Here is a 25,613-nt window from a genome sequence, read left to right on the forward strand (position 1 = left end):
TACGATACCCATTAAATATATTCGACCAATTTTCGGGTGAGTTCCCTTCTACTGTATTGCTCAATACTACCAGAACTTATCTGTAATTCACCTTTCTGAAAATCTTGAAACCAACTTAAAAGTACATTTTTCAATGCAATATCATCAGCATAGTCAAATATTCTTCCTGTTTCGGTTTCATTAACGATACCAGCAACTTCCCAACTTATAGGTCCCACACCTAAAATAGGACGCTTTGCCGCCATATATTCAAATAACTTACCAGGTATGATACCAATGGTATCTTGAGAGTCTATTTCTACCAATAATAAAACCTGCGAAGACTTTTGGTAAGCCAGCGCTTCTTGATGCGAAACATAACCTACAATTTCAATAAAATCTTGCAAACCTAATTCAGCGAGTGACGCAAGTATTTCTTCACTGACTACACCTATAAAGCGTAATTGCAAAGCATTCTTGAAATCAATATTTTCATTAACTAAATCTGACAATACCTTCCAAAGGTTTTTAGGGTTTCTACCACTTAACAATGATCCTATGTGAGCAATGGTAAATTTGGTGTCTAGTGTATCACTTACTACTACATCACCGTCAAATCCGTTCGTAATGACCTTAATTGATTTATTTGTAAGTTGTTTAAATTCTTGTTTCGTAGTATTACTAGTTACAATAATTTTATCGGCTGTGATTAAAACATCAGACTCTAACTGCTTATGTTTCTTTTCTGCTGATGATGTCAATTTTAGTTTTTTATGATACCCTATAGTTGTCCATGGATCACGGAAATCTGCAATCCAATTTAATGTTATGGTTTGTTTTAAATAGTACCCAATTAGGTGTACACTATGCGGAGGACCCGTAGTAATTATAGTATCTATACCCTCTTTTTCTAAAACATCTTTTAAATAAGTAACAGAAGGTTTTACCCAAAATTTTCTTGCATCAGGTATAAACAGATTACCCCTAATCCACAAAAGGGCTTTCTCTAAAAAAGATTGATTTTTAGTTTGAATAATTCCAGAACTAATACGCTTTGTTTTCTTACTAGAAAATATGGCCGCAATACGATATGGCTCTTTTATAGGATGCTTATAGATTTTTAAATCATCGGGAATATCTTGTAAAAAAGATTCATCTAAAAGTGGATAATGAGGATTCTCAGGAATATATAGTACCGGCTCGACACCAAAGTCTCTAAAGTATTTTACAAACTTTAGCCAACGTTGAACTCCCGGTCCGCCAGCAGGTGGCCAATAATAAGTAATGACCAGCACCTTTCTCATTATGCTTCCTCTTCTTTTTTAGATTTCCAAAAAGAAAAACCAAATCCACCAACAATAACCAGTCCTAATAAAATAGTACTCGCTAAAGTGATTTTACTTCCTGTTACGACAACATCTGGCTCAAATTTAAATTCTACCTTATGTTCGCCAGAAGGAATCTTAAGTGCTCTTAATACGTAATCAACTTTGAAGTAATCACTTTCTTTTCCGTCGATATAAGCATTCCATCCGTTTTCATAATACATCTCAGAAAATACTGCAACACCTTCATTACTATTCTTAGATGTATATGTCAAATGATTAGGCTCATAATCAATTAAAGTAATTGACGCCGTAGAATCTACTTGATAAGTCAATGGATAAATGTCAGAAAACTTAGAAGAATTAACAACCGCCACATTCTTAGTATCTAAACTATCTAAAGCCATTATCTCTTCATTGGCATTTGCAACAGATTGTAATTGAGAAACAAACCAAGCATTACCATTAGCATTGGGGTTTTCAATAGGAAAAGCATTACCCTCTTGATCTTGCCTGATAACATATTTAATGTTCATCATATTTAAAACCGACAAGTTGCCATTGTACACATGAAAATTAAACAAGTCTTGCATACCGGCAGGTTTGGCTGCGTGGTAGCCCGTTATACTTTGGTGAAAATATGCTGTTTTCGCAGAATCGAATCCGTCGGTTTGATCAAAAACACGGAATACTCCGTCATCCTTAGCAATTATTTTATCTGCTGTAGTTTCTTTAAAAGGTTCTAACATTTTACGTTTAGACACAAAATTGTCATTATTTACGTATCGTAAATCAACACCTACTAAATCAACCACAACCAACAAACCAATGGCAATTATCAAGAGGTTCATTTTCAATTTCTCTTTTAAATACAACCAAATCAATAACGCTGTACCCAGTGCAAAACCTAATGAGCGTAACAAATCGCTCGTATAAACACTCTTACGATCTAAACAAAGCATTTCTGGCAACTCTTCTAGACCTGTCATTCTCAAATTATCATCATTGACACCTACAAAGTGGAAAGCACCTTTAAACATTAATAAAACAACGCCTAAACCTAAAACAATTGCTGCTGCAATAGTTAAAGATTTCATTTTATCCGCTTGCGGAACTTTGTCCTTAAATAATTTATTTAAAGCTAAAATTGCCAATACCGGAACACAAAGTTCTAATACGATTTGTATGGATGATACCGCCCTAAATTTATCATATAAAGGAAAATAATCTATCATGAAATCAGTTAACGAACTAAAGTTTTTACCCCATGATAATACTAAAGACATAAGTGAACCAAAAAGTAGCCACCATTTATGTTTCCCTTTAACCAAGAATAATCCTAAAATAAATAGAAAGAATATAACAGCACCTAAATATGCCGGACCCGATGTACCGGGTTGTTCACCCCAATACAATGGTAAACCACTAACAAAATCTAATGCACTTGATCTAGCCAAGCCCTTATCAATTAAATAATTATAAGATTTTGAGTTCTCACCCAAATTCTCTTGACTTGCGCCACCAAAAAGTCTTGGCACAAATAAGTTTAAAGATTCTGTAATACCATAACTCCAATTTGTAATATAGGCTTTGCTTAATCCGCCAGTATCTTCTTTTGGAGAACCATCTGGGTTTATAGTCAATTCACTTTTACCCCGTGTACTCCAATCGGCATACTCTTTAGTAGCCATTAACCCTGTAGCATTGGCAGCAATACCTAATGTAACTGCTAATACTAATAAACCAACAGATGCGAAGAAGTGTTTTAACTGCTTATCTCTTATCGCATACACCAAATACACTACTCCTAAAATAAGCACCAATAACATAAAATAATATGTCATTTGATAGTGGTTGGCAGTAATTTCAAGAGCCATAGCCAACGCTGTCAAAACAAAGCCCCAGAGATATTTTTTTCTGAACACTAAAACTATACCTGCTAATAACACAGGTAAATATGCAACAGCATGTGCCTTTGCATTATGCCCTGCACCTAATATAATAATGAGGTATGTTGAAAAACCAAAGGCCAAAGCACCTACAATAGCTAGTCTATAATCTACTTTTAAACAACAAAGAAGAATATAAAAACCTATAAAATACAGAAATAGGTAATCTGCAGGTCTTGGTAAAAACCGAATTAAACGGTCTAGTTTTTTAATGTAGTTGTGTGGATAATTTGCCCCTAGTTGGTATGTTGGCATACCACCGAATGCACTATTTGTCCAATACGGTTCTTGATCATTCGATTTTCTGAAATCGTTCTGTTCCTTTGCCATACCCGTATATTGGGCAATATCATGCTGGTACATAACTTTACCCTGTAGTACTGGGCTAAAATATGCTAATGCAGCAATTATAAAAAATACGACAACAAAAAAATGGATGAAAAAGAATTTTAAGCCTTGCTTCATTTGCTAAATAAGTAGTGTTTAGACAAAGATAACTAGTCTAGCACTTCAAAGTCAATGTATTCACCTACTTTTTCAGAATCGTTCTTTTTCCGAGATGGTTTTTTATTGATAATAACACTTTCTTCTTCCTCTTGATTAAAAGGGCGTTGATTATCAAAAGCTTCTCTAAAATGAGATTCGGTTTTCTTGGCGGCGTAGTTCAATATTTTCGGCGCAAATAACTTTGCCAAAAATTTCAGCAAGTAATACACCAAAAGAATAATTAATATAGTTTTTAAAAAAGCCATTTATTCTTACTTAAGATATATCAAAAATACAATTATCACGTTGTATATAAAGAATCATACTATTAAAATAATTATAAAATCGTGTTCATGAATAGTCTTTTTGCCTACTCTAAATCATATCAATACGTATTAACCTTATTATTTCTTCTACCACTGGTGGGTATTTCACAGTACACAGATGTAATAAATTCTAATAGACCTGGAGTTTCGGTAAGTACCTATGCTGTAGGTAAAAACGTGGTACAAGCAGAAATGGGCTTGTTTTACGAACAGAAAGACCATACACTATTAAATACGGAATCTAATATTTGGGGAACCGATATTTCTTTGAGATACGGATTACTATTTGAAAAACTAGAATTGAATTACGAAGGTACTTTTCAAGACCAGAACCTTACTTACTTAAATTTCGACTTGGTTGCTAAGCGTAGAGATTTTTCTAGAAATAGATTAGGATTAAAGTTTCTTGTTTATGATCCATTTAAAAACCCTGAAGCAAATAAGCCAAATCTGTATAGTTGGAGAGCAAATAACAAATTTCAATTAAAGAACCTTTTACCTGCTGTTTCACTTTACGGTGGTGTAAACTTCGTACTAGGCGACAATCCGTTTTACATCGGCGAACCAACAATATCTTACCGAGGTATGATAGCTACTCAAAGTAGATTAACACCTAGGTTTGTATTGATTACTAATACGGCATATGACCGTATCACCACCGATGATCCAGAATTAAGTTATACAATTTCATTATCGCACGCCTTTAGAAACCCTAAATGGAGCGTGTTTGTTGAGCACCAAGGTATAGATAGTGATCGTTATTCAGATCTATTGATCCGTGGTGGTATCGCACATTTACTTAAAGAAAATCTTCAGTTAGATTTTAATATGGGTGCTAGTTTAAAAAATACACCAACTCGCATATTCTTTGGAATAGGAGGTTCGTATAGAATGGATTTTCATAAAGACAAGCTTAAACCAATTGAAGATCAAGACGCTGACCAAAATGGGGGAGCTATTGATAAGAAGGCGATGAAAAAGAAAAAGAAGGAAAACAAAGAAAAAGGAAGCGGTGCAGAAGATATTGACCTTGGACCTTCTAAAAAGCAACTAAAAAAATTAAAGAAAGCAGAAAAGAAGAAAAAGAAAGATAGTAGCGAGATAGACTTTTAACGAACCACTACTCTGCCCCATTTTTCATTCTCAACCACTTTAATTTGTTAATTAATATCACTAATATTGGCACTTCTAAAGAAGTTCAATGATCACACTACATGAAGCTAAAACAAAACAAGACTTAAAACGCTTTGTAACCTTTCCGTTTTCGCTATATAAAAACAATACCTATTGGGTACCACCAATTATTAATGATGAGCTGGAAAGCTTTGATAAAGATAAAAATCCGGTTTTCAAAGATGCAGAAGCATGGTTTTTTCTTGCAAAGGACGGAGATAAAATTGTAGGTCGTGTAGCTGCAGTGATCAATCACCTAGAAATCAATCAACAAAACGTAAAGAAAATGCGTTTTGGATGGTTCGATTTTATTGATGACCCAGAAGTTTCAAAAGCACTTTTAGATAAAGTTGCGGAAATAGGAAATGAACACAACCTAGAATACATGGAAGGCCCTGTTGGATTTTCAAATCTAGATAAGGTTGGAGTTCTAGTAGAAGGTTTTGACCATATTGGCACCATGATTACTTGGTACAACCATTCTTACTATCAAAGTCATTACGAAAATTTAGGCTTTGTAAAAGAAAAGGAATACATGGAAAATAAGTTTCCCGCTAAAAATGCAGATCCGGCTTTGTTTACCAGACTGAATGACTTAGTAAAAAAACGCTACGGATTAAAAGAAGTAAATTTTACCAAGACAAAAGAGGTGATGCCTATGGCAGACGAAATGTTCGACCTCTTTAATGCAACGTACGCCAACCTTTCTTCATTTGTACCAATTACAGAAATACAGAAAGCATACTTCAAGAAAAAATACATCAGCTTTATAAATCCTGAATATATAAAATTTGTTAAAGATAAAGATGATAAATTAATTGCCTTTGCGATTGTAATGCCATCATTTTCAGAAGCACTACAAAAAGCGAAGGGAAAGTTATTTCCGTTTGGCTTAATCCACTTATTAAAGGCTAAGAAGAATAGTAAAGATGTTATTTTCTATTTGATAGGCATAGATCCCGAATATCAAAACAAAGGAGTAACAGCTGTTATATTCAACGAATATCACAAAACATTTAATGAGAAAGGTATTGATATGTGCTACAGAACTCCCGAATTGGAAGAAAACTTGGCTATCAAGCAAATGTGGAAACATTTTGACCCTAAAATCTATAAGCGCAGAAGAACGTATAGAAAATCACTCTAAAAAAAAGACGAAAGCAAAAAGCCCGAAATCAAATGATTTCGGGCTTTTTAATATACTTTAATGAGATATTATTCTCCCATTGCTGCAGCTACAGCTGCTGATAATCTTTTGTAAGTACCATTTTGCAAACGCTCACGTATTGCAGAGAAAGCTGTTAAAGTCTCCTCTACATCTTGCAATGTATGTGTAGCAGTAGGTATTAAACGTAAAAGAATTAATCCCTTAGGTATTACCGGGTACACAACGATAGAACAGAAAATTCCGTGATTTTCACGTAAATCTTTAACTAAAGCCATTGCCTCAGGAATACTACCGTTAAGGTATACTGGTGTTACACAACTTGTTGTTGTACCAATATCGAATCCTTTTTCTTTTAATCCGTTTTGCAATGCATTTGTATTCTCCCAAAGTTTAGCTTTAAGCTCTGGTTGCGTACGTAACATATCTAAACGTTTCAATGCTCCTTTTACATAAACCATTGGTAATGATTTAGCGAACATTTGAGAACGTAGGTTGTATTTTAAATAATCTATAATTTCTTGATCAGCAGCAACAAATGCACCAATACTAGCCATAGACTTAGCGAAAGTAGCCAAATAAACATCTATACCGTCTTGTACACCTTGTTCTTGACCTGCTCCTGCACCAGTTTCACCTAAAGTACCAAAACCGTGAGCATCATCAACTAAAAGTCTGAAGTTGAATTTTTCTTTTAGAGCAACGATTTCTTTTAAGATACCTTGCTCACCACGCATACCAAATACACCTTCAGAGATAACTAAGATACCTCCACCAGTCTGCTCAGCTAATTTAGTAGCGCGCTCTAAGTTCTTTTGTAAACTTTCTGGATTATTATGCACAAACGTAAATCGCTTACCCATATGTAAACGCACACCATCAATAATACAAGCGTGGCAATCTACATCGTAAACTATAATATCGTCTTTAGTAACAAGAGCGTCAATTACAGACATAAAACCTTGGTAACCAAAATTTAGTAAGTAAGAAGCTTCCTTTTGTACGAAAGCAGCACATTCTTGCTCTAGTTGCTCATGAAACTCAGTATGACCACTCATCATTCTTGCTCCCATTGGGTATGCAGAACCATATTCAGCTGCAGCCTCACCATCAACCTTCTTTATCTCTGGAAGATTTGCTAAACCTAAATAGTCATTTATACTCCAGGTGATAACATCTTTCCCCTGAAATTTCATTCTATTAGAAATAGGACCTTCCAACTTAGGGAACACAAAGTATCCCTCCGCTTGTGAAGCCCATTTACCTAAAGGGCCTTTATTCGCTAAAATTCTATCAAATAAGTCTTTCATTGTTTAATTTGGATCTGTCTGCAAAAGTAAATAATTTTGATAAAAATTCATAAATTATTTATAATGCAAAAAAGTGGGCTATAAACCCACTTTTTATTTAATACTCTATTGTATAAAATTTACTTTATATATTGAATCTCTTGTGCCTCTTCAACTGTTTCAGTATTCAAGAATCCTTGATCTTCCATCCACTGATCACTATATATTTTACTCATATAGCGAGAACCATGATCAGGAAAAATACAAACTACGTTGCTATTTTCGTCAAATGTATTTAGTTCATCAAGTTGCTTAATAGCTTGCATTACCGCACCGCTAGTATACCCTACAAAAATACCTTCTGTTCTAGAAATTTCTCTAGCCGTATGTGCACTTTCAGCATCGGTTACTTTAATAAATTCATCTATAGCAGTAAAATCTGTAGCACCAGGAATAAGATTTTTACCCAAACCTTCTATTCTATACGGATAGATTTCGTTAGTATCTAATTTACCTGTTTCGTGATATTTCTTTAATACAGAACCAAAAGCATCAACACCTATAACTTTGATATTCGGATTTTGTTCTTTTAAGAAACGAGCTGTACCAGAAATAGTACCACCTGTACCGCTACACGCAATAAGGTGCGTTATTTGTCCGCCAGTTTGTTCCCAAATCTCAGGACCAGTAGATTTATAATGCGCTTCCATATTCAGCTTATTGAAATACTGATTAATATATATGGAACCTTTAGTTTCTTTGTGTAATCTTTTAGCCACTTCGTAGTACGACCTTGGATCATCCGCACTAACGTGCGCTGGACATACATATACCTTTGCTCCCATAGAGCGAAGCATATCTATTTTATCTGGAGATGATTTAGAACTAACCGCTAGTATACAATCGTACCCTTTAATGATACTTGCCATTGCAATACTAAATCCTGTATTTCCTGAAGTTGTTTCTATTATTGTGCTGCCTTCGGTAAGTATACCTGCTTTCTCTGCCTGCTCAATAATATGAATCGCAATTCTATCTTTAGAAGAGTGTCCTGGATTGAATGCTTCTACCTTGGCGTAAAAATTACCAGTAAGGTTTTCTGCTATTCTATTTAATTTAACTAGTGGTGTATTACCTACTAGTTCTAAAATATTGTTGTAAGCCCTGATCTCATTTTTCATAAGGGGGATATCAATGTTTAATTATTATATGAACGAAATTTGTTAAAATTTCTGATGCAAATTTACTGATTTTTTTCCACTATGCGATTTTTCCTTCTAAATCTAAAAGAAATGCATATTCCTTAGCCACCTCACGTAAAGACTCAAACCTTCCTGAAGCACCGCCATGACCTGCTTCCATGTTGGTATTCATTAACAATATACGGTTATCAGTTTTTAACTCTCTTAGCTTAGCAACCCATTTTGCAGGTTCAAAATACTGAACTTGAGAATCGTGTAACCCTGTTGTCACCAACATATTCGGGTATTCTTGAGCAATAACGTTATCATAAGGAGAATACGATTTCATATAATCGTAATAGTCCTTTTCGTTCGGGTTACCCCATTCATCATATTCGCCCGTAGTAAGTGGTATAGAATCATCTAACATTGTTGTTACAACATCTACAAAAGGTACTGCAGCTATTACCCCGTTATAAATATCTGGTTGCATATTTATAATCGCCCCCATCAACAAGCCACCTGCCGAACCACCCATGGCATATAAATGACTGGCACTTGTCATTTTTTGTGCAATTAAAAATTTAGAACAATCGATAAAATCCGTGAACGTGTTTTTCTTTTTCAACAACTTCCCAGTCTCGTACCATCTGCGCCCTAAGTATTCCCCTCCTCTAATATGAGCAATGGCAAATACAAATCCGCGATCTAGCAAGCTCAACCTAACGGTAGAAAAATAGGGGTCAATTGTTGAGCCGTATGATCCATATGCATATTGCAAAATGGGTGTATTTTCAGTTAAGACAGTATCTTTTCTATACACAAGAGACATTGGCACTTTTACACCATCTCTTGCGGTAGCCCATCTACGTTCTTCTTTATAATTGTCTTTATCAAATAGACCACCAAGTACCTCTTGTTCTTTTTTGATTTCCTTCGCCTTAGTTCTCATATTAAAATCAATAACAGAACTAGGTGTTGACATAGAGTTATAAGAATACCTCAAAATCTCAGTATCAAAATCAGGATTACTACCTACATAAGCTGTGTATGTTTCGCTTTTAAAAGGCAAAAAGTACTCTCCGCTACCATCCCAACGAATAATTCTAATTTTATTAAGTCCGTTCTCACGTTCAGAAAGCACATAGTATTCTTTAAAAATATCGATATCCTCTAAGAGCACCTCTTCACGATGGGCAATAAATTCTTGCCAATGCTCAGAAGAAGTTTCCTCTTCAGAAGTACGCATTAGCTTAAAATTCTCTGCTTTATCCTTATTCGTTAAAATATAGAAGCTATCCTCATAATGAAAAATAGTATATTCTAACCCTCTTTCTCTAGGCGAGAATACTTCAAACTCCCCATCAGGATTATCCGTAGAAAGAATTTGAAATTCAGAAGTTAGCGTACTAAATGAGCCTATTACCAAATACTTTTTAGACTTGGTTCGGTATACGAATGTGCTAAACGTATCATCTTTTTCGTGAAAGATCAATACATCTTCAGACGTCGGTGTACCTAATTTATGCTTGTAAATTTTATCTGAACGCAGCGTTACAGGGTCTTTGCGCGTATAAAACAGCGTTTGGTTATCATTTGCCCAAACACCACCACCTGTTGTATTCTCTATTTTATCATCTAAAATCAGGCCTGTTTCAAGATTTTTTATTTGAAGTGTATATTGCCTTCTAGATACCGTATCTACCCCAAAGGCAGCCAACTTGTTATTTGGACTAATAGCTATACCGCCAAGACTAAAGTAGTCATGACCTTTAGCCATATCATTACAATTGAATATAATTTCTTCAGTAGCTTCTAAATTTTGCTTAAATCTAGAATACAAAGGGTACTCCCCTCCTATTATGTAACGGGTACTGTACCAATAACCATTTAGCTTATAAGGCACCGAAGAATCGTCTTCTTTAATTCTACCCTTCATTTCTTGAAATAGAGACTCTTGAAAATCTTTGGTATGCTTTGTTAAAGAATCGTAATACGTATTTTCTGCCTCTAAATATGAAATAACATCTTTATTCTCCTTATCATTTAGCCAATAATAATTATCTAAACGAACATCATCATGTTTAACTAATTCTTTGGAAATTTTTTTCGCCTTTGGCGGATGCTTAAGAGCCATATGAACTTCTTTATAAAATAAGATGGCAAAAATAAGACTAATTCATAGACCCCCGTTTTATTAGCTTGAAAAACTGAAATACTCCTATTTTTAGTACTTTTACAACCTAAATCTAAAAATGATATTATGTTTGGAGATATGATGGGTATGATGGGAAAACTTAAAGAGACCCAAAAAAAAGTAGAAGAAACTAAAAAAAGATTAGACACCGTAACATTAGAAGAAAAGTCCAATGACGGTACCATATCAGTTACCATAACTGCAAACCGAGAAATTAAGAAAATCGTAATAGATGACAGTCTTTTGCAAGATAAAGAGCAATTAGAAGATTATTTAATACTAACTTTAAACAAGGCTATAAAAAATGCAACTAACGTTAACGAAACCGAATTAGCAGCTGTTGCTAAGGACGGAATGCCCAATATTCCTGGCATGGATTCGTTATTTAAGTAAGATTGGCAAGTTATTTGTAGTTAACCTTTTAAATATTAATTATGAAGTATATAATATTATTATTCATGATTCCACTAGTGGCTTCTGCACAAGCAGATTTTAATAGTGTAGATGATTCTAAATGGCTTACCAATTATGATTCTGCTATTTCAAAAGCGAAAAAGCAACATAAAAATGTACTAGTATATTTTACAGGTAGCGACTGGTGTCCGCCTTGTAAAATGTTAAAGACCGATTTATTCGATACTAACGAGTTTCAAGAATTATCAAGCAATTATATACTTCTATATATAGATGTACCTAGAAACAGAGATTTAATTTCAGAGAAGCAAATGGTTCATAACAAAGAATTGTTGACGAAACTGAATAAGAAGAAGGTATTTCCGATGTTTAAGGTAATAGATTCTAAAGGAAATGAATTAGATAAATTATCTGGCTACAGCATGAACGGTGTTATAGATTCTCATCTTAAACTTTTAGAAAAGAATAAGTAATAAAAATAATTACCAATATATAAAAAGGGCTTACATCATGTAAGCCCTTTTTATTTTTATATACCTCTGTAAACAAGATTTAAAATAAAGCTTTGACAAATATTCAATTCTCTTTACCATAATAACATAGATAACCTCAACGCTTACAACTTCATTATAAAGCTTAAACTCACCTCCTATATCTTATATCTATAGTCTAATAACAATATATCCAACTACATATCTTGCTAACTAAACCAAATCTTCGTACTAAAGCCTTAATACCATTATTATTAACCATGAAGCTATTTACGAAGAATCTTTATGACCATAACCTATTGTGTATAGATTACAATAGACCGTAAGTAAAAAGCATTGTACATAAAGAATGGCAACTTTAACGCATAAAAAAAGGGCTTACTTTATGTAAGCCCTTTTTCAATGAATAACTTAATTACTAGTTATTAATTAATCTAAATTGAGTTCTTCTGTTTGCAGCGTGCTCTCTTGCAGTACAAGAAACACCGTCACTACATCTGTTTAATAATTTAGTTTCACCGTAACCGTTAGCTACTAAAAGGCTAGAGTTAACACCTTTTGAGATTAAGTAATCTGCAACCGCCTTAGCTCTTCTTTCAGAAAGGTTTTGGTTAGAAGCTGCACCACCTTGAGAATCTGTATGAGAAGCTAATTCAACTTTAACACCAGGGTTTTGAGCTAATACAGGTAATAATCTGTTATCGATAATGCTTTTTGCCGCAGAAGTTAATGTAGCGCTACCAGAATCCCAGTTAATAGGTAATGCTTGGTACTCAACTAATGCACATTCTACTTCTTTCCATGTAGTTAAACCACCTTTTTCTTTTAAAACTTCTTTAGTAAGTGTAGTAGTTTTAGCAGGAACTATTTCTTCAACAGTGTAAGCATCTTTATCTAATACAGTTTTAGTAATTTCTCTGTATTCAGCAGGAATAATTTTCTCAACAACCGCTGCAGGAGAAATCAATACTGATTTAGTGTACGATCCATTTTTAGAACCTAATGGAGAACTCGTGGTAGATGCATCATTTGCAAGAACTTGAGTTGAAACAGTTTCAAATTGTGCAGGATACCCTTTATAACACCAGTATCTACAATCATCTGGATTACCAGACTCACAATCAGGAGCGGCAACACCTAACTCCCATTGAGCATAAGCTGGCTTTATTTCTAATGTTTGTGTGCTAGGAGAAAAAGAAGCAGGGATCACCTGTAAAGAATTTCCACCTCCTTTAGATACGTACGTTACAGTTTCTGTTCCCCACTTAGCAGGAACTACTGTTAGTACTTTTTCTTCTTCTCTCACTAATACACGTTCTGTAATTGTCTTAAATGTAGCAGGAATCGTTTTTAAAATTTTGTACGACGGATTCGTTGTAACAGTAGTTGTTTCATTTACATAAACATCTGGAGTTGTACAACGAACGTAACATTTACCAGGTTCTGGATTCGATGGCAAATCTTGTGCCATTGCAAAAGAAGCTGAAAATGCAACTGCTAGGAATAATACTTTTTTCATTTTGATAAGGATTTTAATAGTTAATATTTGGCAATTTATGTTAATATTTTAACATTTGAATAAGAATTACCTTACTTTTTGTAATCTTTTTCTTAATCAAAAGTTAAACGGATTAACTTCTCAATAGTTTAGACACAGCATTATTTAAAAAGTCACTAAAAAGCAGAGAAAATATTATTTATCTTTAGTGATATGATTAAGATTGACAAAAAAGAAGATGGATTTTATCAGTTTATATTAAAGTCTGATAATGGTAACACATTATTAAAGAGTGTATCGTTTAATACTGAGAACGAAATAGATAGCACCTTAAAGGATATTAAACTACTGAAGAACACCAATGGTAAATTGTTTGAACGCAAAACAAATACAGATGGTAAATTTTTAGTCGAATTAAAAAATTCTAAAGGAAAAATAATTGGCTCCAGCGGACTTTATTCCTCTGAAGCCGGTATGGAAAATGGCATTTTAAACATATCTAACAGCTTAGATATAGGTGTTAAATAAATTTTAATTGATTTAATAATTCGTTATGCATGTCATCTGTATAATCTAAATGGGTAACCATTCTTAACTTTCCTTGCCCCATTCCTATAATCAAAATGTCTTTATCTTTTAAGGTATTTACAAATTGTTCACTGGTCATATAAGATTCATCTATTTCAAAAATGACAATATTGGTCTCTATAGGCTCTACCTTTTTTATAAAAGATTTTGAAACTAATGCCTTTCCAATTTCTTTTGCCTTCTTATGATCGTCTGCCAATCTATCGACATTATTATCTAAAGCATATATTGCTGCGGCAGCCAAAAAGCCAGACTGGCGCATACCACCACCAAAAATCTTACGAATACGTAGCGCTTTATCCATATGCTCTTTAGTTCCAATCAACAAAGAACCTACCGGGCAACCCAAACCTTTGCTTAAACAAACACTAATAGTATCGAAAAGTTGACCATATTGCAATGCAGTCTCATTCTTTTCTACCATGGCATTCCATAAACGGGCTCCGTCTAAGTGGTAACCTAATTTATGATCATCACAGACTTTTCTGATTTTCTGTAATTCTTGAAAATCCCAACAAGTACCACCTCCTTTATTCGCAGTATTCTCTACACATACTAGAGAAGACAACGGACTATGATAAAAATCCGGAGGATTAATTGCAGCTTCTACCTGTGTAGCGGTCATTGTACCCCTTTCACCATCTACCAACCTACAAGAGACTCCGCTATTAAAACTTACTCCCCCACCCTCATAATTATAGATATGCGCATATTTATCACAAATCAATTGTTCACCAGGCTGCGTATGTAATTTAATTGCTGTCTGGTTGGTCATAGTACCACTAGGGAAAAACAACGCAGATTCCATTCCAAAAAGTTTAGCCGCTTTTTCTTCCAAAGCATTTACTGTGGGGTCTTCTTTAAATACATCGTCACCAACCGCTGCAGACATCATAGCATCTAACATGCCTGGCGTAGGCTTTGTTACCGTATCACTGATAAGATTAATTAGCATAAAAACTGTAAAATTGAATTAATGAAAACAACTCATCCCTATTGGTGAACCATCAGGAATCTTTGGTGAAGGTATCACTTTGAATAATTCTGGATGCTCACTAAATGTTTTTATTCTTTTCACCATTTCTGCACTAATTGCATTTGAACCTGAATCCTTATTAAATTGAGTACGCAACTCTTTTAATTTTTGAGATGCTATAGCATTTACTTGTGGATGCACATTTGTATGACCCGCCAAATTCATAATATGAAATAACACTCTAAAATTAATGGTGGTCTGAGCTTCGCTCAAATAAGCATCTTTCTGCTTCTTATTAATAGTCGCTGCAATCAATTTATTTAAAACCTCATCTAAACCAACATTACCTGTAGCAATTGCTTTTTGCTGAATTAGTCTTGATGCTTTCTCTGGATGTAATAAAAAAGTCAATGTCATATCTGATGCAGTTTCAACAGCTGACAATGGATCAAAAGAAACACCCGTTTTTCCATTAATAGATTCTCTTGTTCTTGGCGTACCAAAGGCACGTGGTGGAAACAAGCTTAACTTATCTTTAGGTATCGCGATCTCACTAGCATCTAAAGTTTTTAAAACTACTTTTAATGCTTGCTCTTGTATTGCTTTATCTGCAATAGCAACAACTTCTTGTCCGTCACCTTTTATAGCATAGTTATATTCTAATCCTCCTATAATTTTTGCTACACCTTCCGTTTGGTATCTATGAAAAAAATATAACGGCACAAATACATCTTCTAAAACTGAATATGGAGTACCATCTTGAATATTATCCGCAGAAAAATTAGCTATAGCCACTTTTCGTAGCTTCAACATATCATCTAATTCTTTACTAACATCAGGTCCATTATCCCATAAATGAGCTAATACATGGGCACTACCTTGTGGTCGTGCATCTTGATCGGTAATATAACGGAGTCCGTCTGCCTTGGCTTTATCTAAAATTTTGTTTAGACCATCTTTTTCATTTTCACCTTCAATAAAGTTCTGATACGAATAAGCTACTGTTACCTTATCCCAATCACCTATTCCAACTTCATAGGCATTTGCAAAATCAACTTTACCATCAATTAGTGAAAACTGCGGATGCGGATAATCCATAACAGATGCCTTGTTAGTTGTACTTGCTGCATAGTTATGCGCAAAACCCAATGTATGTCCTATTTCATGAGCTGACAGCTGACGAATACGCGCAATTGCCATTTCTAACATTGGCTGGTAGTTATCATCTCTTTCAGCAAAAGGTTTGTTCATTAATGCTTGGGCAATTAAGAAATCTTGACGTATTCTCAAACTTCCTAAACTTACATGCCCTTTCATAATTTCGCCAGTTCTTGGATCTGTAATGCTACTTCCATAACTCCAACCTCTTGTAGAGCGGTGCACCCATTGAATTACATTGTAACGCACATCTAAGGGGTCTGCATCATCTGGCAACATTTTTAACTGAAAGGCATCTTTATAGCCTATTGCCTCAAAAGCTTGGTTCCACCAACGACCACCTTCTAAAAGAGCAGAACGTACAGGTTCTGGCGTACCATTATCTAAATAATAAATAATTGGTTCAACCGCTTCACTAACTGCTGCCGTAGGATCTTTTTTCTCTAATCGATGTCTTCTTATAAATTGCTTTAAAATATTTGACTCAACAGGAGTCGCATAATCATAATAATTAAAAGGAGAAGAACCTGATCTAGGGTCAAATACACGTTTTTCATATTTATCATCTGGCAACTCGATAAAAGAATGGTGTTCTGCAACGGTAACCAAATTAGCATTCGGCGCAACACTTCTAATATATCTTCCTTTTGCTTGTCCTTTAAAAGTCATGGTAACATCAAACTCTACATTTTTTGGAAATGCTTTGGTCCTATCCAAAGCAAATGCACTTTTAGATTTATCTAAGCTATAAGAACCCTGTTCTGTTCTTTTTAAACGGTTAGAAACACCGTGAGCATCTTGCATTAAAAAATCGGTAATATCAATAACATATGTACCACCCTTCTCCTCTACAATAGGAAAACCGAATAAAACTGATTTTGCAAAAGCCTGCTCAACAGATTTGCGCTCTAATTCATTATCGGTAATCGCCCTATATTTCATATTTGGCTGAACCAACAATAGCTTGTTCCCAGCTTTCTTAAAAAATACTACTTGCTCATCTCCTAATTGACCTCGATCTAAACCAATGTCATTGCTGCCAATTCCACTACTTAAAGAGTAGACATATAAAAACTCTTCATTTAAATTGTCAACCTCTAAAAAGATTTTATCAGTATCACCATCGTAATAAAAATCATAAAGCCCCTCGTACTTAGTAAAGTTCTTCTTTTGATCACTAAACTGTGCAGATAACATATTAACAGATAGTAATACCAGCCCAACCAGAAGTGCGTAATTCTTTCTCATTTTCTATAAGTTTTGCTTAAAAGTATAGAAAAACTAATGAATGTAAAACAGCTGTGGCTAACTAAATTATAAATACTATACTTGTTAAAAAAGCTATCGAATAATTACAGAATAAAGAAAAATGCTATCGATTATTATAAAAATGTCATTTGTTTATTGCTTTTTATCATGTACCTTTTAACAAAAGAAAATATATGACCAACATTGAAAATCAAATTTTTTCTTCTTACCAAAGAAATCCAGATTTATATGATGAAATCTATGATAAGAATGGAAAAATTAAGGAGGTATACCAAAAACTATTCAACCTTTATGGCGAACATTCAATTATTGATTATGTATCATTAAACAATAAAGCCAAATCTTCTTTTTTCAATCAAGGAATCACTTTTCAGGTATACGGTGACAATAACGTACAAGAGAAGATTTTTCCCTTCGACTTATTTCCTCGAATAATAGCCCCCGTCGAATGGGATATTATAGAGCGTGGATCTATACAACGAAGTAAAGCTTTGAATTTATTTCTATGGGATATTTATCATGACAAGAAAATTCTAAAAGATAAAGTCGTTCCTATAGACCTTATAACATCTTCTGCGAATTACTTGGATCAAATGAACGGTGTAAATCCACCGGGCGGAATATACAATCACATTTCAGGTACAGATGTTATTAAACATAACGACGGTAAATATTATGTTCTTGAAGATAATATAAGGTGCCCCTCTGGCGTAAGCTATGTTATATGTAACCGAACAGCACTTAAAAAAGCCCTGTTTGGAGTATTCAATCACTACCAAACACATACAGTTACCAATTACGCAGAAAACCTTTTAGAACTTTTAGAATCAGCTAAACCTAAAGGGGTAGATATACCTAATGTAGTTGTCATTACCCCTGGCATGTATAATTCGGCATTTTATGAGCATTCATACTTAGCTAAAACAATGGGTGTAGAATTAGTAGAAGGTCGCGATCTTTTTGTGGAAAACGATTTTGTATATATGAAAACTATCAAAGGACCAGAAAGAGTCGATGTTATATACCGCAGAATAGATGATCAATTTATTGACCCCTTAGAATTTAACCCAGATTCTGTACTTGGTGTACCAGGCTTGTTCGCCGCTTATAAAAAAGGTAATGTCACTTTAGCAAATGCTCCAGGTACAGGTGTGGCAGATGACAAAGCAGTGTACACGTATATGCCACAGATCATAAAGTACTATTTAGACGAAGAACCTATATTAAATAATGTACACACCTACCATTGTAGCAGACCCGATGAATTAAAATATGTTCTTGAACATATTCATGAACTTGTTATTAAACCAGTAGATGAAGCTGGCGGCTATGGTATTTCAATAGGAAACAAGCTTACCAAAGCAGAAATAGAAAAGGTTAAAGCTGAAGTTAAAGCTAGCCCTAGAAAATATGTTGCTCAACCTATTATGTCATTATCTGTTCACCCAACCTATATAGACGACACAGAATCTTTTGAACAACGACACGTAGATTTAAGAACGTTTACTGTTCTTGGAAAGGATAAGGAATTTGTTTTAAAAGGAGGATTAACCCGTGTTGCCTTAAAAAGAGGCAATTTAATTGTAAACTCATCTCAAGGTGGCGGATCTAAAGATACTTGGGTACTAAAAAAATAAAGAAACTATATGTTAGCAAGAGTAGCCAATAACTTATTTTGGATGGGACGTTATATTGAACGTTCAGAACACGTAGCAAGATATTTAAATGTAAATTATTTTTCATCGTTAGATGCACCAAATCTAAAATCTCAAGACAGGCAGTTTGTATTACGCTCTATGTTATTCATGGTAGGTGACCCTGAAAAGGATGCAGAAAAATTTTTAAAAGAAGAAGATGTACTTTATAAAATTGGGCTTGACCCAACGTATGGCGCCTCTATAATAAATAATATAAAGTTTGCTAGAGAAAACGCCAATAGTGCTCGAGATTTAATTTCTACAGAGCTATATGAGGCCATCAACAAATTTTATCATTTTGTAATAAACTACCCAAAAGAGATATTTGTTAAAAACGGACTACATGATTTTACAACACATGTAGCAGAAATGACAGATATATTAAGAGGTAAAATAAGAGGAACACTTTTACATGATGCCACGTATGCTGTTATTTCAATGGGGATAAACATCGAAAGAGCTACTCAAATAACTAGAATGATCAATGCAAAATATAACGATGCATTACTTTCTCAAGATGGTGAAAACGATAGATTCAGCAAAAGTTTTGAATGGACCACTTTATTAAAATGTGCAGAGTCTTATGATATGATGCGCAGGTTCTATAAAAAGACCCCAACAAGCATCTCTACATTAGAGTTTTTAATTTTAAATCCTAATTGCCCTAGGTCTGTAATGAACTCTTTAAACCAGGTTAATCAGCATGTAAAGATGCTTAACCCCGAAAAGCGATATAATAAAGATTCAACTGCTTTTTTAATTGGCAGAGTCAGGTCTGAATATGAGTTTAAATACATTGAAGAAATAGACAAGGATATTAAATCATTTATAGAGAATATTCTTAAAAGTCTTGTGGACATTAGTGACAAGGTAGATGAGGAATTTTTTAGCTATTAGACGGGTTAAATAAGGTATATTTGTTCTTATGCCGAGAGAATTTGAGATTACTTATAATGCAGAGAATATTTATGATGATTGGGTGCATGATGCGCATTGGCAATTTTTAATAATTCCGGTAGAAAACGAAAGTCAATACGAGGTTGAGTTTGAGTTCGAAAACTCCTTATATGCGCATACTGAAGAATCTATAAACGGATATGGTTTTAAAACCCTTCGCATACATCCAAAGAAAAAATTTAAGAAAATAACTTTTGAAGCTAAATTCAAGTTTAAAAAGGAAGAAGTTGACCCGTACAATTTTAATATAAATCCGGATATTTCAACAGCCTATAACGAACTGCAAAGTTTAGATTTTAAAATAACCCATGAACGATATTTAAGGTTCACTTCGTATACAACGTTAGATAGCGCACAACAGCAACTATTTAAATTCAATACTTCAATTTCTATTTTCGATAATCTTGAAGCATTAAATCATTGGATTTTTGAATATATTAAGTTCACCACCGGTGTAACTGAAGTAGGCACGCTGCTAAAAGATGTCATTTCTAAGAAAAAAGGAGTTTGTCAAGATTTTGCTCATTTATTCTCTGCACTGGCGCGAATTAACGGCGTACCAACCAGATATGTTTCTGGATATCTTGATCAAGAAAGCGGCTATATGGGCGATTCTCAAATGCACGCATGGACAGAAGCATTTGTACCAGAAATTGGATGGAAAGGTTTTGACCCTACAAACAATATTTTAGCCAATACAAACCATATAAAAGTTTGTCATGGCAAAGACTACAATGATTGCTCACCTTTAAAAGGCATAATCCACTCGCATGGCAAGCATAAGACAGCACATTCAGTAACTGTAGAAAGCCATCAATAGGTAATTTAAAAATATCTTCCATCCTTATTTAAAAGAGTATTATTTTTACCCAAAATAGAATTGTATGAATATTAGTATGGACCATTACAAAGGTCTTATAGATCGCCTTGGTGCGTTAAGGAGGTATCTTTGACATTGATGCCAAATTAATAGAAATAGAGAACGAGCAAGAGAAAACCTTAGCACCTGATTTTTGGAACAATCCTCAAGAAGCACAGGCACATATGAAATTTATCCAATCTAAAAAACAATGGGTAGACGATTATAACGCGGCAGAACTTTTGATTGCAGATTTAGAAGTACTCATTGAATTTCAACAAGAAGGAGAAGTTACAGAAGCTGAAGTTGAAAGCCAATACGAAAAGGCTTTGAACACCCTAGAGAAGATGGAATTCAAGAATATGCTTTCTGAAGAAGGTGATGAATTACCAGCCGTACTTCAAATTACCGCAGGAGCAGGTGGTACTGAAAGCTGCGATTGGGCAGCTATGCTTATGCGCATGTACATGATGTGGGCAGAAAAGAACGGTTATAAGATCAAAGAACTCAACTACCAAGAAGGTGATGTTGCCGGTATTAAAACGGTTACATTAGAAATTGACGGTGAATATGCCTTTGGATGGTTAAAAGGTGAAAACGGCGTACATAGATTAGTACGAATTTCTCCGTTTGATAGTAATGCCAAAAGGCACACATCTTTTGCATCGGTATACGTTTACCCACTTGTAGATGATAGTATAGAGGTAGATGTAAATCCTGCTGACATAACTATTACCACCGCTAGATCTAGCGGTGCTGGTGGACAGAATGTAAACAAGGTGGAAACCAAAGTGCAATTAACCCACCACCCTACAGGTATTCAGATTTCTTGTTCAGATAGTAGAAGTCAACATGACAATAGAGCTACGGCAATGAAAATGCTAAAGTCGCAATTGTATGAGATAGAACTGCGTAAGAAAATGGAAGCACGACAAGAAATTGAGTCTTCTAAAATGAAAATTGAATGGGGCTCACAGATTAGAAACTATGTAATGCATCCTTATAAATTAGTAAAAGATGTAAGAACAGGTGAAGAAACCGGTAATGTCGATAATGTAATGAACGGCGATATTGACCAGTTCCTTAAAGCCTTTCTAATGATGATGGGACAAAGAGATGAAGAATAACATAGAGTATCCCAATTCATTTATTTTATGAATTGGGATTTCTAGTATTAAAATTAAATAGTATGATTAAAATATATCATAATTCTAGATGTAGTAAATCTAGAGAAGGACTTAAAGTACTTGAAGATTCTGGCAAGAAATTTGAAGTAGTAAAATATTTAGAAGATATACCAACAAAAGAAGAACTAAGAAATGTTATTAGTTGCTTAGATATTAAGCCTATAAATCTAGTTAGAAAATCTGAAGCAATTTGGAAAGAGAATTTTAAAAACCTATCCTTATCAGATGAAGAATTAATAGACGCTATGATAACATATCCTAAATTAATAGAACGGCCAATTGTAATAAAAGGCAATAGAGCTGTTATTGGCAGACCAGCATCGAACATTGATGCATTGCTAAAATAGAATTCACTATAATTGCTTAGAGAATTTTCTTAACAAAGTATTAACCATTTTCAGTTAAACCATAGTATAACTTTATAATCTAATCATATGAAAAACGTAATAAAATGTAGCAATCTAAAAGTATTAGCATTGCTATTAATTCTATTAGGAAGTTCTGAAATTTACGCACAATACGGTTATGGCAATAACGGTTATGGATCACGTGGCGGCTATGGTTATGGTAACCAAAGAAGTTCAATACCTCAGGCACAAACACCTGCTGAACCACCAAAACCTAAAACTGCCGAAGAATTAGTAGATGATGAAATGCCAAGAATTTCTGAAGCGCTTGCATTAAATGAATTTGAACAGGCTGTATTAAGTTCTGTTTTAAAGAAATATGTACAAGAGCGTATAGAAGCTCAAATATTAAAGCTACCGCCAGAAAAAATGGCTGAGGTATATGAGAATATTACTAAAAGGCAAGACGAAGAATTAAAAGCAGGTTTGCCATTAGAAAAGTATGAAGCTTTTGTTGCACTACAAAAAGATGGTGTTTCAAAAACTATCAAGAAGAATAAAAAGAAGAAAAAAGACAAACGAAAAAAATCTAAAACCGACTAAATGAAACAACTTTTCCCTTTACTCCTACTCCTAGCACTATCATTCAATTACACATATAGTCAAAGACCGGGGGGAGACCGGGAAAGAGGTCCAATAGTTATTACAGGTAAGGTTGTAGACAAAGATGACAACCTACCTTTAGAATATGCTACACTAGTACTACAAAGTGTAAATAACCCAGATAAAATTACTGGCGGAATAACAGATATTGATGGAAACTTCAAGGTAGAAACTACGCCTGGAAAGTATAATGTTTCCATCGAATATATTTCATACAAAACGTATAAATTACCTAACCAAACATTAACAGCCTCAAAAGATTTAGGTACTGTTAAATTGGCTTTAGATGTCGCTCAACTAGAAGCTGTTGAGGTCGTGGGCGAAAAAACCACCGTAGAGGTTCGTTTAGACAAAAAGATTTACAATATTGGTAAAGACCTAACCAATAGTGGCGCTACCATTACCGACGCACTAAACAATGTACCATCTGTTGATGTTGATGTTGAAGGTGCTATTAGTTTACGAGGCAATGCAAATGTTAGAATATTAATAAACGGAAAGCCGTCTGCCCTTGCTGGTTTTGGTTCTACCGATGCCTTAACACAACTACCTGCAGATGCCATTGAAAAGGTTGAGGTCATTACGAGTCCGTCTGCAAGATATGACGCCGAAGGTACCGCTGGTATTTTGAACATTGTACTTAAAAAAGAAAAAACACTTGGCTTTAATGGATCGGTAAATACTACTATAGGCTACCCTGTTAATAGTGGTATTTCAGTAAATGCAAATTTACGTACAGATAAATTTAATTTGTTCAATACTACGGGTTACAATTATAGAGACGCGCCTGGTAATGCGTTTTATGACAACACCTACTCTTCTGGTACTTATGACAGAATTATTGAAGACAGAGAGTACAATAGGCTGCGCAAAGGTTTCAATACAAATTTAGGTTTAGAATATTTTTTAACCGAATCTTCCTCTCTTACCGGTAGCGTATTTTATAGAACATCTGATAGTGAAGATGAAACAGGTAATACCAATCAAAGGTTTATCAATAATGCTTTAAACAGTGAAACATTTAGAACTGAAGATGAAACTGAAGATGACGAAAACTACCAATTCTCATTAAATTATGTAAATGACCTTGATGAAGATGGTCAGAAATTAACGGTAGATCTTCAGTACTCTAAGGGTAATGAAGATAAATTTTCTATTATTCAAGAAAATAACACCTTACCAAATGATGATTTAATCGTTTTGGAAAATGTTTATGAAAAAGAAACTGATAATGAATATTTAGTCCAGGCAGATTACGTGCTACCTATGGGCGATGCTCAATTTGAGGTCGGCTATAGAGGTACTTTTGAAGAAACAGGTACTGACTATCGTTTAGACTCTTTAAATCAAGTAACAGGACAGTTTGACATCAATGAAGATCTTACCAACTTATTCACCTATACTGAAAATGTAAATGCATTATATACCCAGTACGGAAATAAATTTGGAAAGTTTTCTTTTCTATTAGGACTACGATTAGAGAACACGCAATTAAAAGGTGAACTCTCTTCTCTTTATGACACCAGCGAATTAGAAGATCAATTAGGTGTTGATGTAGATGCGAATTTTGATAAAAACTACTTAGGTCTTTTCCCTACCGTAAATTTGATTTACGAATTGGCAGAAAATGAAAATATCTCTTTGGGCTACAACAGAAGAATAAACAGACCAAGAGGTAGATATGTAAATCCTTTTCCTTCTAGATCAAGTAGAACTAATATTTTTCAAGGTAATCCTGATTTAAATCCAGCATTTTCAAATGCTTTTGATATGGGTTATTTAAAAAGATGGGATAAAATTACTTTAACCTCTTCCATTTACTACCAAAGAGAAACAGACTCTTTTGAGCGTGTTCAAGAAGAAACCGGACAAACAACCACTGATGGTATAGAAATCATTAGATCTATTCCTATAAACCTATCTACTAACGATAGAATAGGTGTTGAAGCTGGGGTATTATATAGTGCAGCAAAATGGTTACGTTTAAATTCTAGTTTTAATTTCTTTCAATTCTCTACAGAAGGTGACTTTAATGGTGTTGACTATGGTACTACAAATACTAGTTGGTTTGCAAGGTTTAGCTCTAAAGTCTCATTACCTGCAAAGGTAGATTGGCAAACGAATGCATTTTATAGAGGCCCATCTTCTACAGCTCAAACAGAAAATGGAGGAATATTCTCTTTGAATTTAGCCTTCAGTAAAGATATTTTGAATGATAACGGCACGCTATCTCTTAATGTAAGTGACTTATTGAATTCAAGAAAAAGAAGCTCTTATACCGAAACAGAGTTCTTTACCTCAGATAGTGAGTTTCAATATAGACAACGCCAAATAACAATGGGCTTTGTATATCGTTTCAACCAACCAAAAGAACGCAACAGAGGCTCTAGAGGAAATGGCGGCAATGAAGGTGGAGAAGAAATTGAAGGATAGAAAACA

21 protein-coding genes are annotated in these 25,613 nt (G+C 34.3%); 12 read left to right on the forward strand and 9 right to left on the reverse strand.

Annotated elements, in window-relative coordinates; all coding sequences use genetic code 11:
* Positions 1 to 11: 11 nt before the first annotated feature.
* From Q4500_RS09055 to Q4500_RS09065, 3 genes are read right to left on the reverse strand one after another with little or no spacing between them, the layout of a single operon-like run.
* The gene (locus tag Q4500_RS09055) at positions 12 to 1,283 is read right to left on the reverse strand and encodes a glycosyltransferase family 4 protein (RefSeq protein ID WP_303599369.1); all 1,272 of its coding nucleotides are present in this window, start codon (positions 1,281 to 1,283) and stop codon (positions 12 to 14) included.
* Positions 1,283 to 3,718 (reverse strand): YfhO family protein, encoded by a 2,436-nt coding sequence (locus tag Q4500_RS09060; protein WP_303599370.1) that lies wholly within the window; start codon positions 3,716 to 3,718, stop codon positions 1,283 to 1,285. Before Q4500_RS09060 ends, Q4500_RS09055 begins: the two co-directional genes overlap by 1 nt.
* Positions 3,719 to 3,750: 32 nt before the next feature.
* Positions 3,751 to 4,005, reverse strand: coding sequence for a DUF4834 domain-containing protein (locus Q4500_RS09065; protein ID WP_303599371.1), 255 nt, complete (start codon positions 4,003 to 4,005; stop codon positions 3,751 to 3,753).
* An 87-nt stretch (positions 4,006 to 4,092) separates the two neighbouring features.
* Between Q4500_RS09065 and Q4500_RS09070 the strand changes: the two genes are divergently transcribed.
* A complete protein-coding gene (locus Q4500_RS09070; protein ID WP_303599372.1) occupies positions 4,093 to 5,178 on the forward strand; it encodes a transporter in 1,086 nt (361 codons plus the stop codon).
* An 88-nt stretch (positions 5,179 to 5,266) separates the two neighbouring features.
* Positions 5,267 to 6,385: a GTP cyclohydrolase gene (locus Q4500_RS09075; protein ID WP_303599373.1), complete on the forward strand. Its 1,119-nt coding sequence runs from the start codon at positions 5,267 to 5,269 to the stop codon at positions 6,383 to 6,385.
* A 68-nt stretch (positions 6,386 to 6,453) separates the two neighbouring features.
* On the opposite strand, the gene Q4500_RS09080 is transcribed toward Q4500_RS09075, so the two are convergent.
* The 3 genes from Q4500_RS09080 to Q4500_RS09090 form a co-directional block, all read right to left on the reverse strand.
* On the reverse strand, positions 6,454 to 7,713 hold the full coding sequence (locus Q4500_RS09080; RefSeq protein ID WP_299799252.1) for an aminotransferase class I/II-fold pyridoxal phosphate-dependent enzyme: 1,260 nt from the start codon (positions 7,711 to 7,713) through the stop codon (positions 6,454 to 6,456).
* 119 nt (positions 7,714 to 7,832) lie between these two features.
* Positions 7,833 to 8,873, reverse strand: coding sequence for a PLP-dependent cysteine synthase family protein (locus tag Q4500_RS09085; protein ID WP_299324888.1), 1,041 nt, complete (start codon positions 8,871 to 8,873; stop codon positions 7,833 to 7,835).
* Positions 8,874 to 8,952: 79 nt separating this feature from the next.
* Entirely contained in the window at positions 8,953 to 11,010 is a 2,058-nt protein-coding gene (locus Q4500_RS09090; RefSeq protein ID WP_303599374.1) for a S9 family peptidase, read from the reverse strand.
* A gap of 126 nt (positions 11,011 to 11,136) precedes the next feature.
* Here Q4500_RS09090 and Q4500_RS09095 point away from each other — a divergent pair, with 126 nt between their 5' ends.
* Both Q4500_RS09095 and Q4500_RS09100 read left to right on the forward strand, forming a co-directional pair.
* Complete coding sequence (locus Q4500_RS09095) at positions 11,137 to 11,463, forward strand: YbaB/EbfC family nucleoid-associated protein (protein WP_299799249.1); 327 nt, start codon at positions 11,137 to 11,139, stop codon at positions 11,461 to 11,463.
* 41 nt (positions 11,464 to 11,504) lie between these two features.
* Positions 11,505 to 11,957 (forward strand): thioredoxin family protein, encoded by a 453-nt coding sequence (locus Q4500_RS09100; protein WP_299799248.1) that lies wholly within the window; start codon positions 11,505 to 11,507, stop codon positions 11,955 to 11,957.
* A gap of 436 nt (positions 11,958 to 12,393) precedes the next feature.
* Here the strand turns inward: Q4500_RS09100 and Q4500_RS09105 are convergent, their stop codons facing one another.
* Complete coding sequence (locus Q4500_RS09105) at positions 12,394 to 13,494, reverse strand: OmpA family protein (RefSeq protein ID WP_303599375.1); 1,101 nt, start codon at positions 13,492 to 13,494, stop codon at positions 12,394 to 12,396.
* Between the two features lie 192 nt (positions 13,495 to 13,686).
* On the opposite strand from Q4500_RS09105, the gene Q4500_RS09110 reads away from it, so the two are divergent.
* Positions 13,687 to 14,001: a DUF1508 domain-containing protein gene (locus tag Q4500_RS09110; RefSeq protein WP_303599376.1), complete on the forward strand. Its 315-nt coding sequence runs from the start codon at positions 13,687 to 13,689 to the stop codon at positions 13,999 to 14,001.
* Here the strand turns inward: Q4500_RS09110 and Q4500_RS09115 are convergent.
* Positions 13,994 to 15,016, reverse strand: coding sequence for a low specificity L-threonine aldolase (locus tag Q4500_RS09115; protein WP_303599377.1), 1,023 nt, complete (start codon positions 15,014 to 15,016; stop codon positions 13,994 to 13,996). The two genes, Q4500_RS09110 and Q4500_RS09115, sit on opposite strands and share 8 nt — an antisense overlap.
* Before the next feature lie 18 nt (positions 15,017 to 15,034).
* The gene (locus tag Q4500_RS09120) at positions 15,035 to 17,443 is read right to left on the reverse strand and encodes a zinc-dependent metalloprotease (RefSeq protein WP_303599378.1); all 2,409 of its coding nucleotides are present in this window, start codon (positions 17,441 to 17,443) and stop codon (positions 15,035 to 15,037) included.
* A gap of 194 nt (positions 17,444 to 17,637) precedes the next feature.
* Between Q4500_RS09120 and Q4500_RS09125 the strand changes: the two genes are divergently transcribed.
* The 7 genes from Q4500_RS09125 to Q4500_RS09155 all read left to right on the forward strand — a co-directional run bounded on the left by Q4500_RS09125 (position 17,638) and on the right by Q4500_RS09155 (position 25,607).
* Positions 17,638 to 19,101, forward strand: coding sequence for a circularly permuted type 2 ATP-grasp protein (locus tag Q4500_RS09125; protein WP_303599379.1), 1,464 nt, complete (start codon positions 17,638 to 17,640; stop codon positions 19,099 to 19,101).
* Between the two features lie 9 nt (positions 19,102 to 19,110).
* Entirely contained in the window at positions 19,111 to 20,058 is a 948-nt protein-coding gene (locus Q4500_RS09130) for an alpha-E domain-containing protein (RefSeq protein WP_282076027.1), read from the forward strand.
* Between the two features lie 28 nt (positions 20,059 to 20,086).
* On the forward strand, positions 20,087 to 20,938 hold the full coding sequence (locus tag Q4500_RS09135) for a transglutaminase family protein (protein ID WP_303599380.1): 852 nt from the start codon (positions 20,087 to 20,089) through the stop codon (positions 20,936 to 20,938).
* 64 nt (positions 20,939 to 21,002) lie between these two features.
* A protein-coding gene (gene prfB, locus Q4500_RS09140) for a peptide chain release factor 2 (protein ID WP_244534070.1) occupies positions 21,003 to 22,104 on the forward strand; the annotation gives its coding sequence in 2 pieces (ribosomal slippage) (positions 21,003 to 21,068 and positions 21,070 to 22,104; 1,101 coding nt in all).
* Positions 22,105 to 22,166: 62 nt separating this feature from the next.
* Positions 22,167 to 22,511, forward strand: coding sequence for an arsenate reductase (glutaredoxin) (gene arsC / locus Q4500_RS09145; protein WP_282050269.1), 345 nt, complete (start codon positions 22,167 to 22,169; stop codon positions 22,509 to 22,511).
* A gap of 87 nt (positions 22,512 to 22,598) precedes the next feature.
* Positions 22,599 to 23,114, forward strand: a complete 516-nt coding sequence (locus Q4500_RS09150; protein WP_073246461.1) for a hypothetical protein — start codon at positions 22,599 to 22,601, stop codon at positions 23,112 to 23,114.
* On the forward strand, positions 23,115 to 25,607 hold the full coding sequence (locus Q4500_RS09155; RefSeq protein WP_303599381.1) for a TonB-dependent receptor: 2,493 nt from the start codon (positions 23,115 to 23,117) through the stop codon (positions 25,605 to 25,607).
* Positions 25,608 to 25,613: the final 6 nt, after the last annotated feature.

This window comes from Maribacter sp. 1_MG-2023 (assembly GCF_030547005.1).
Taxonomy (GTDB): domain Bacteria; phylum Bacteroidota; class Bacteroidia; order Flavobacteriales; family Flavobacteriaceae; genus Maribacter.

Coding starts and splice junctions, on each gene's coding strand:
- Q4500_RS09055 (WP_303599369.1), bottom strand. CDS start 1,283: ATGAGAAAGGTGCTGGTCATTACTTATTATTGGCCACCTGCTGGCGGA.
- Q4500_RS09060 (WP_303599370.1), bottom strand. CDS start 3,718: ATGAAGCAAGGCTTAAAATTCTTTTTCATCCATTTTTTTGTTGTCGTA.
- Q4500_RS09065 (WP_303599371.1), bottom strand. CDS start 4,005: ATGGCTTTTTTAAAAACTATATTAATTATTCTTTTGGTGTATTACTTG.
- Q4500_RS09070 (WP_303599372.1), top strand. CDS start 4,093: ATGAATAGTCTTTTTGCCTACTCTAAATCATATCAATACGTATTAACC.
- Q4500_RS09075 (WP_303599373.1), top strand. CDS start 5,267: ATGATCACACTACATGAAGCTAAAACAAAACAAGACTTAAAACGCTTT.
- Q4500_RS09080 (WP_299799252.1), bottom strand. CDS start 7,713: ATGAAAGACTTATTTGATAGAATTTTAGCGAATAAAGGCCCTTTAGGT.
- Q4500_RS09085 (WP_299324888.1), bottom strand. CDS start 8,873: ATGAAAAATGAGATCAGGGCTTACAACAATATTTTAGAACTAGTAGGT.
- Q4500_RS09090 (WP_303599374.1), bottom strand. CDS start 11,010: ATGGCTCTTAAGCATCCGCCAAAGGCGAAAAAAATTTCCAAAGAATTA.
- Q4500_RS09095 (WP_299799249.1), top strand. CDS start 11,137: ATGTTTGGAGATATGATGGGTATGATGGGAAAACTTAAAGAGACCCAA.
- Q4500_RS09100 (WP_299799248.1), top strand. CDS start 11,505: ATGAAGTATATAATATTATTATTCATGATTCCACTAGTGGCTTCTGCA.
- Q4500_RS09105 (WP_303599375.1), bottom strand. CDS start 13,494: ATGAAAAAAGTATTATTCCTAGCAGTTGCATTTTCAGCTTCTTTTGCA.
- Q4500_RS09110 (WP_303599376.1), top strand. CDS start 13,687: ATGATTAAGATTGACAAAAAAGAAGATGGATTTTATCAGTTTATATTA.
- Q4500_RS09115 (WP_303599377.1), bottom strand. CDS start 15,016: ATGCTAATTAATCTTATCAGTGATACGGTAACAAAGCCTACGCCAGGC.
- Q4500_RS09120 (WP_303599378.1), bottom strand. CDS start 17,443: ATGAGAAAGAATTACGCACTTCTGGTTGGGCTGGTATTACTATCTGTT.
- Q4500_RS09125 (WP_303599379.1), top strand. CDS start 17,638: ATGACCAACATTGAAAATCAAATTTTTTCTTCTTACCAAAGAAATCCA.
- Q4500_RS09130 (WP_282076027.1), top strand. CDS start 19,111: ATGTTAGCAAGAGTAGCCAATAACTTATTTTGGATGGGACGTTATATT.
- Q4500_RS09135 (WP_303599380.1), top strand. CDS start 20,087: ATGCCGAGAGAATTTGAGATTACTTATAATGCAGAGAATATTTATGAT.
- arsC (WP_282050269.1), top strand. CDS start 22,167: ATGATTAAAATATATCATAATTCTAGATGTAGTAAATCTAGAGAAGGA.
- Q4500_RS09150 (WP_073246461.1), top strand. CDS start 22,599: ATGAAAAACGTAATAAAATGTAGCAATCTAAAAGTATTAGCATTGCTA.
- Q4500_RS09155 (WP_303599381.1), top strand. CDS start 23,115: ATGAAACAACTTTTCCCTTTACTCCTACTCCTAGCACTATCATTCAAT.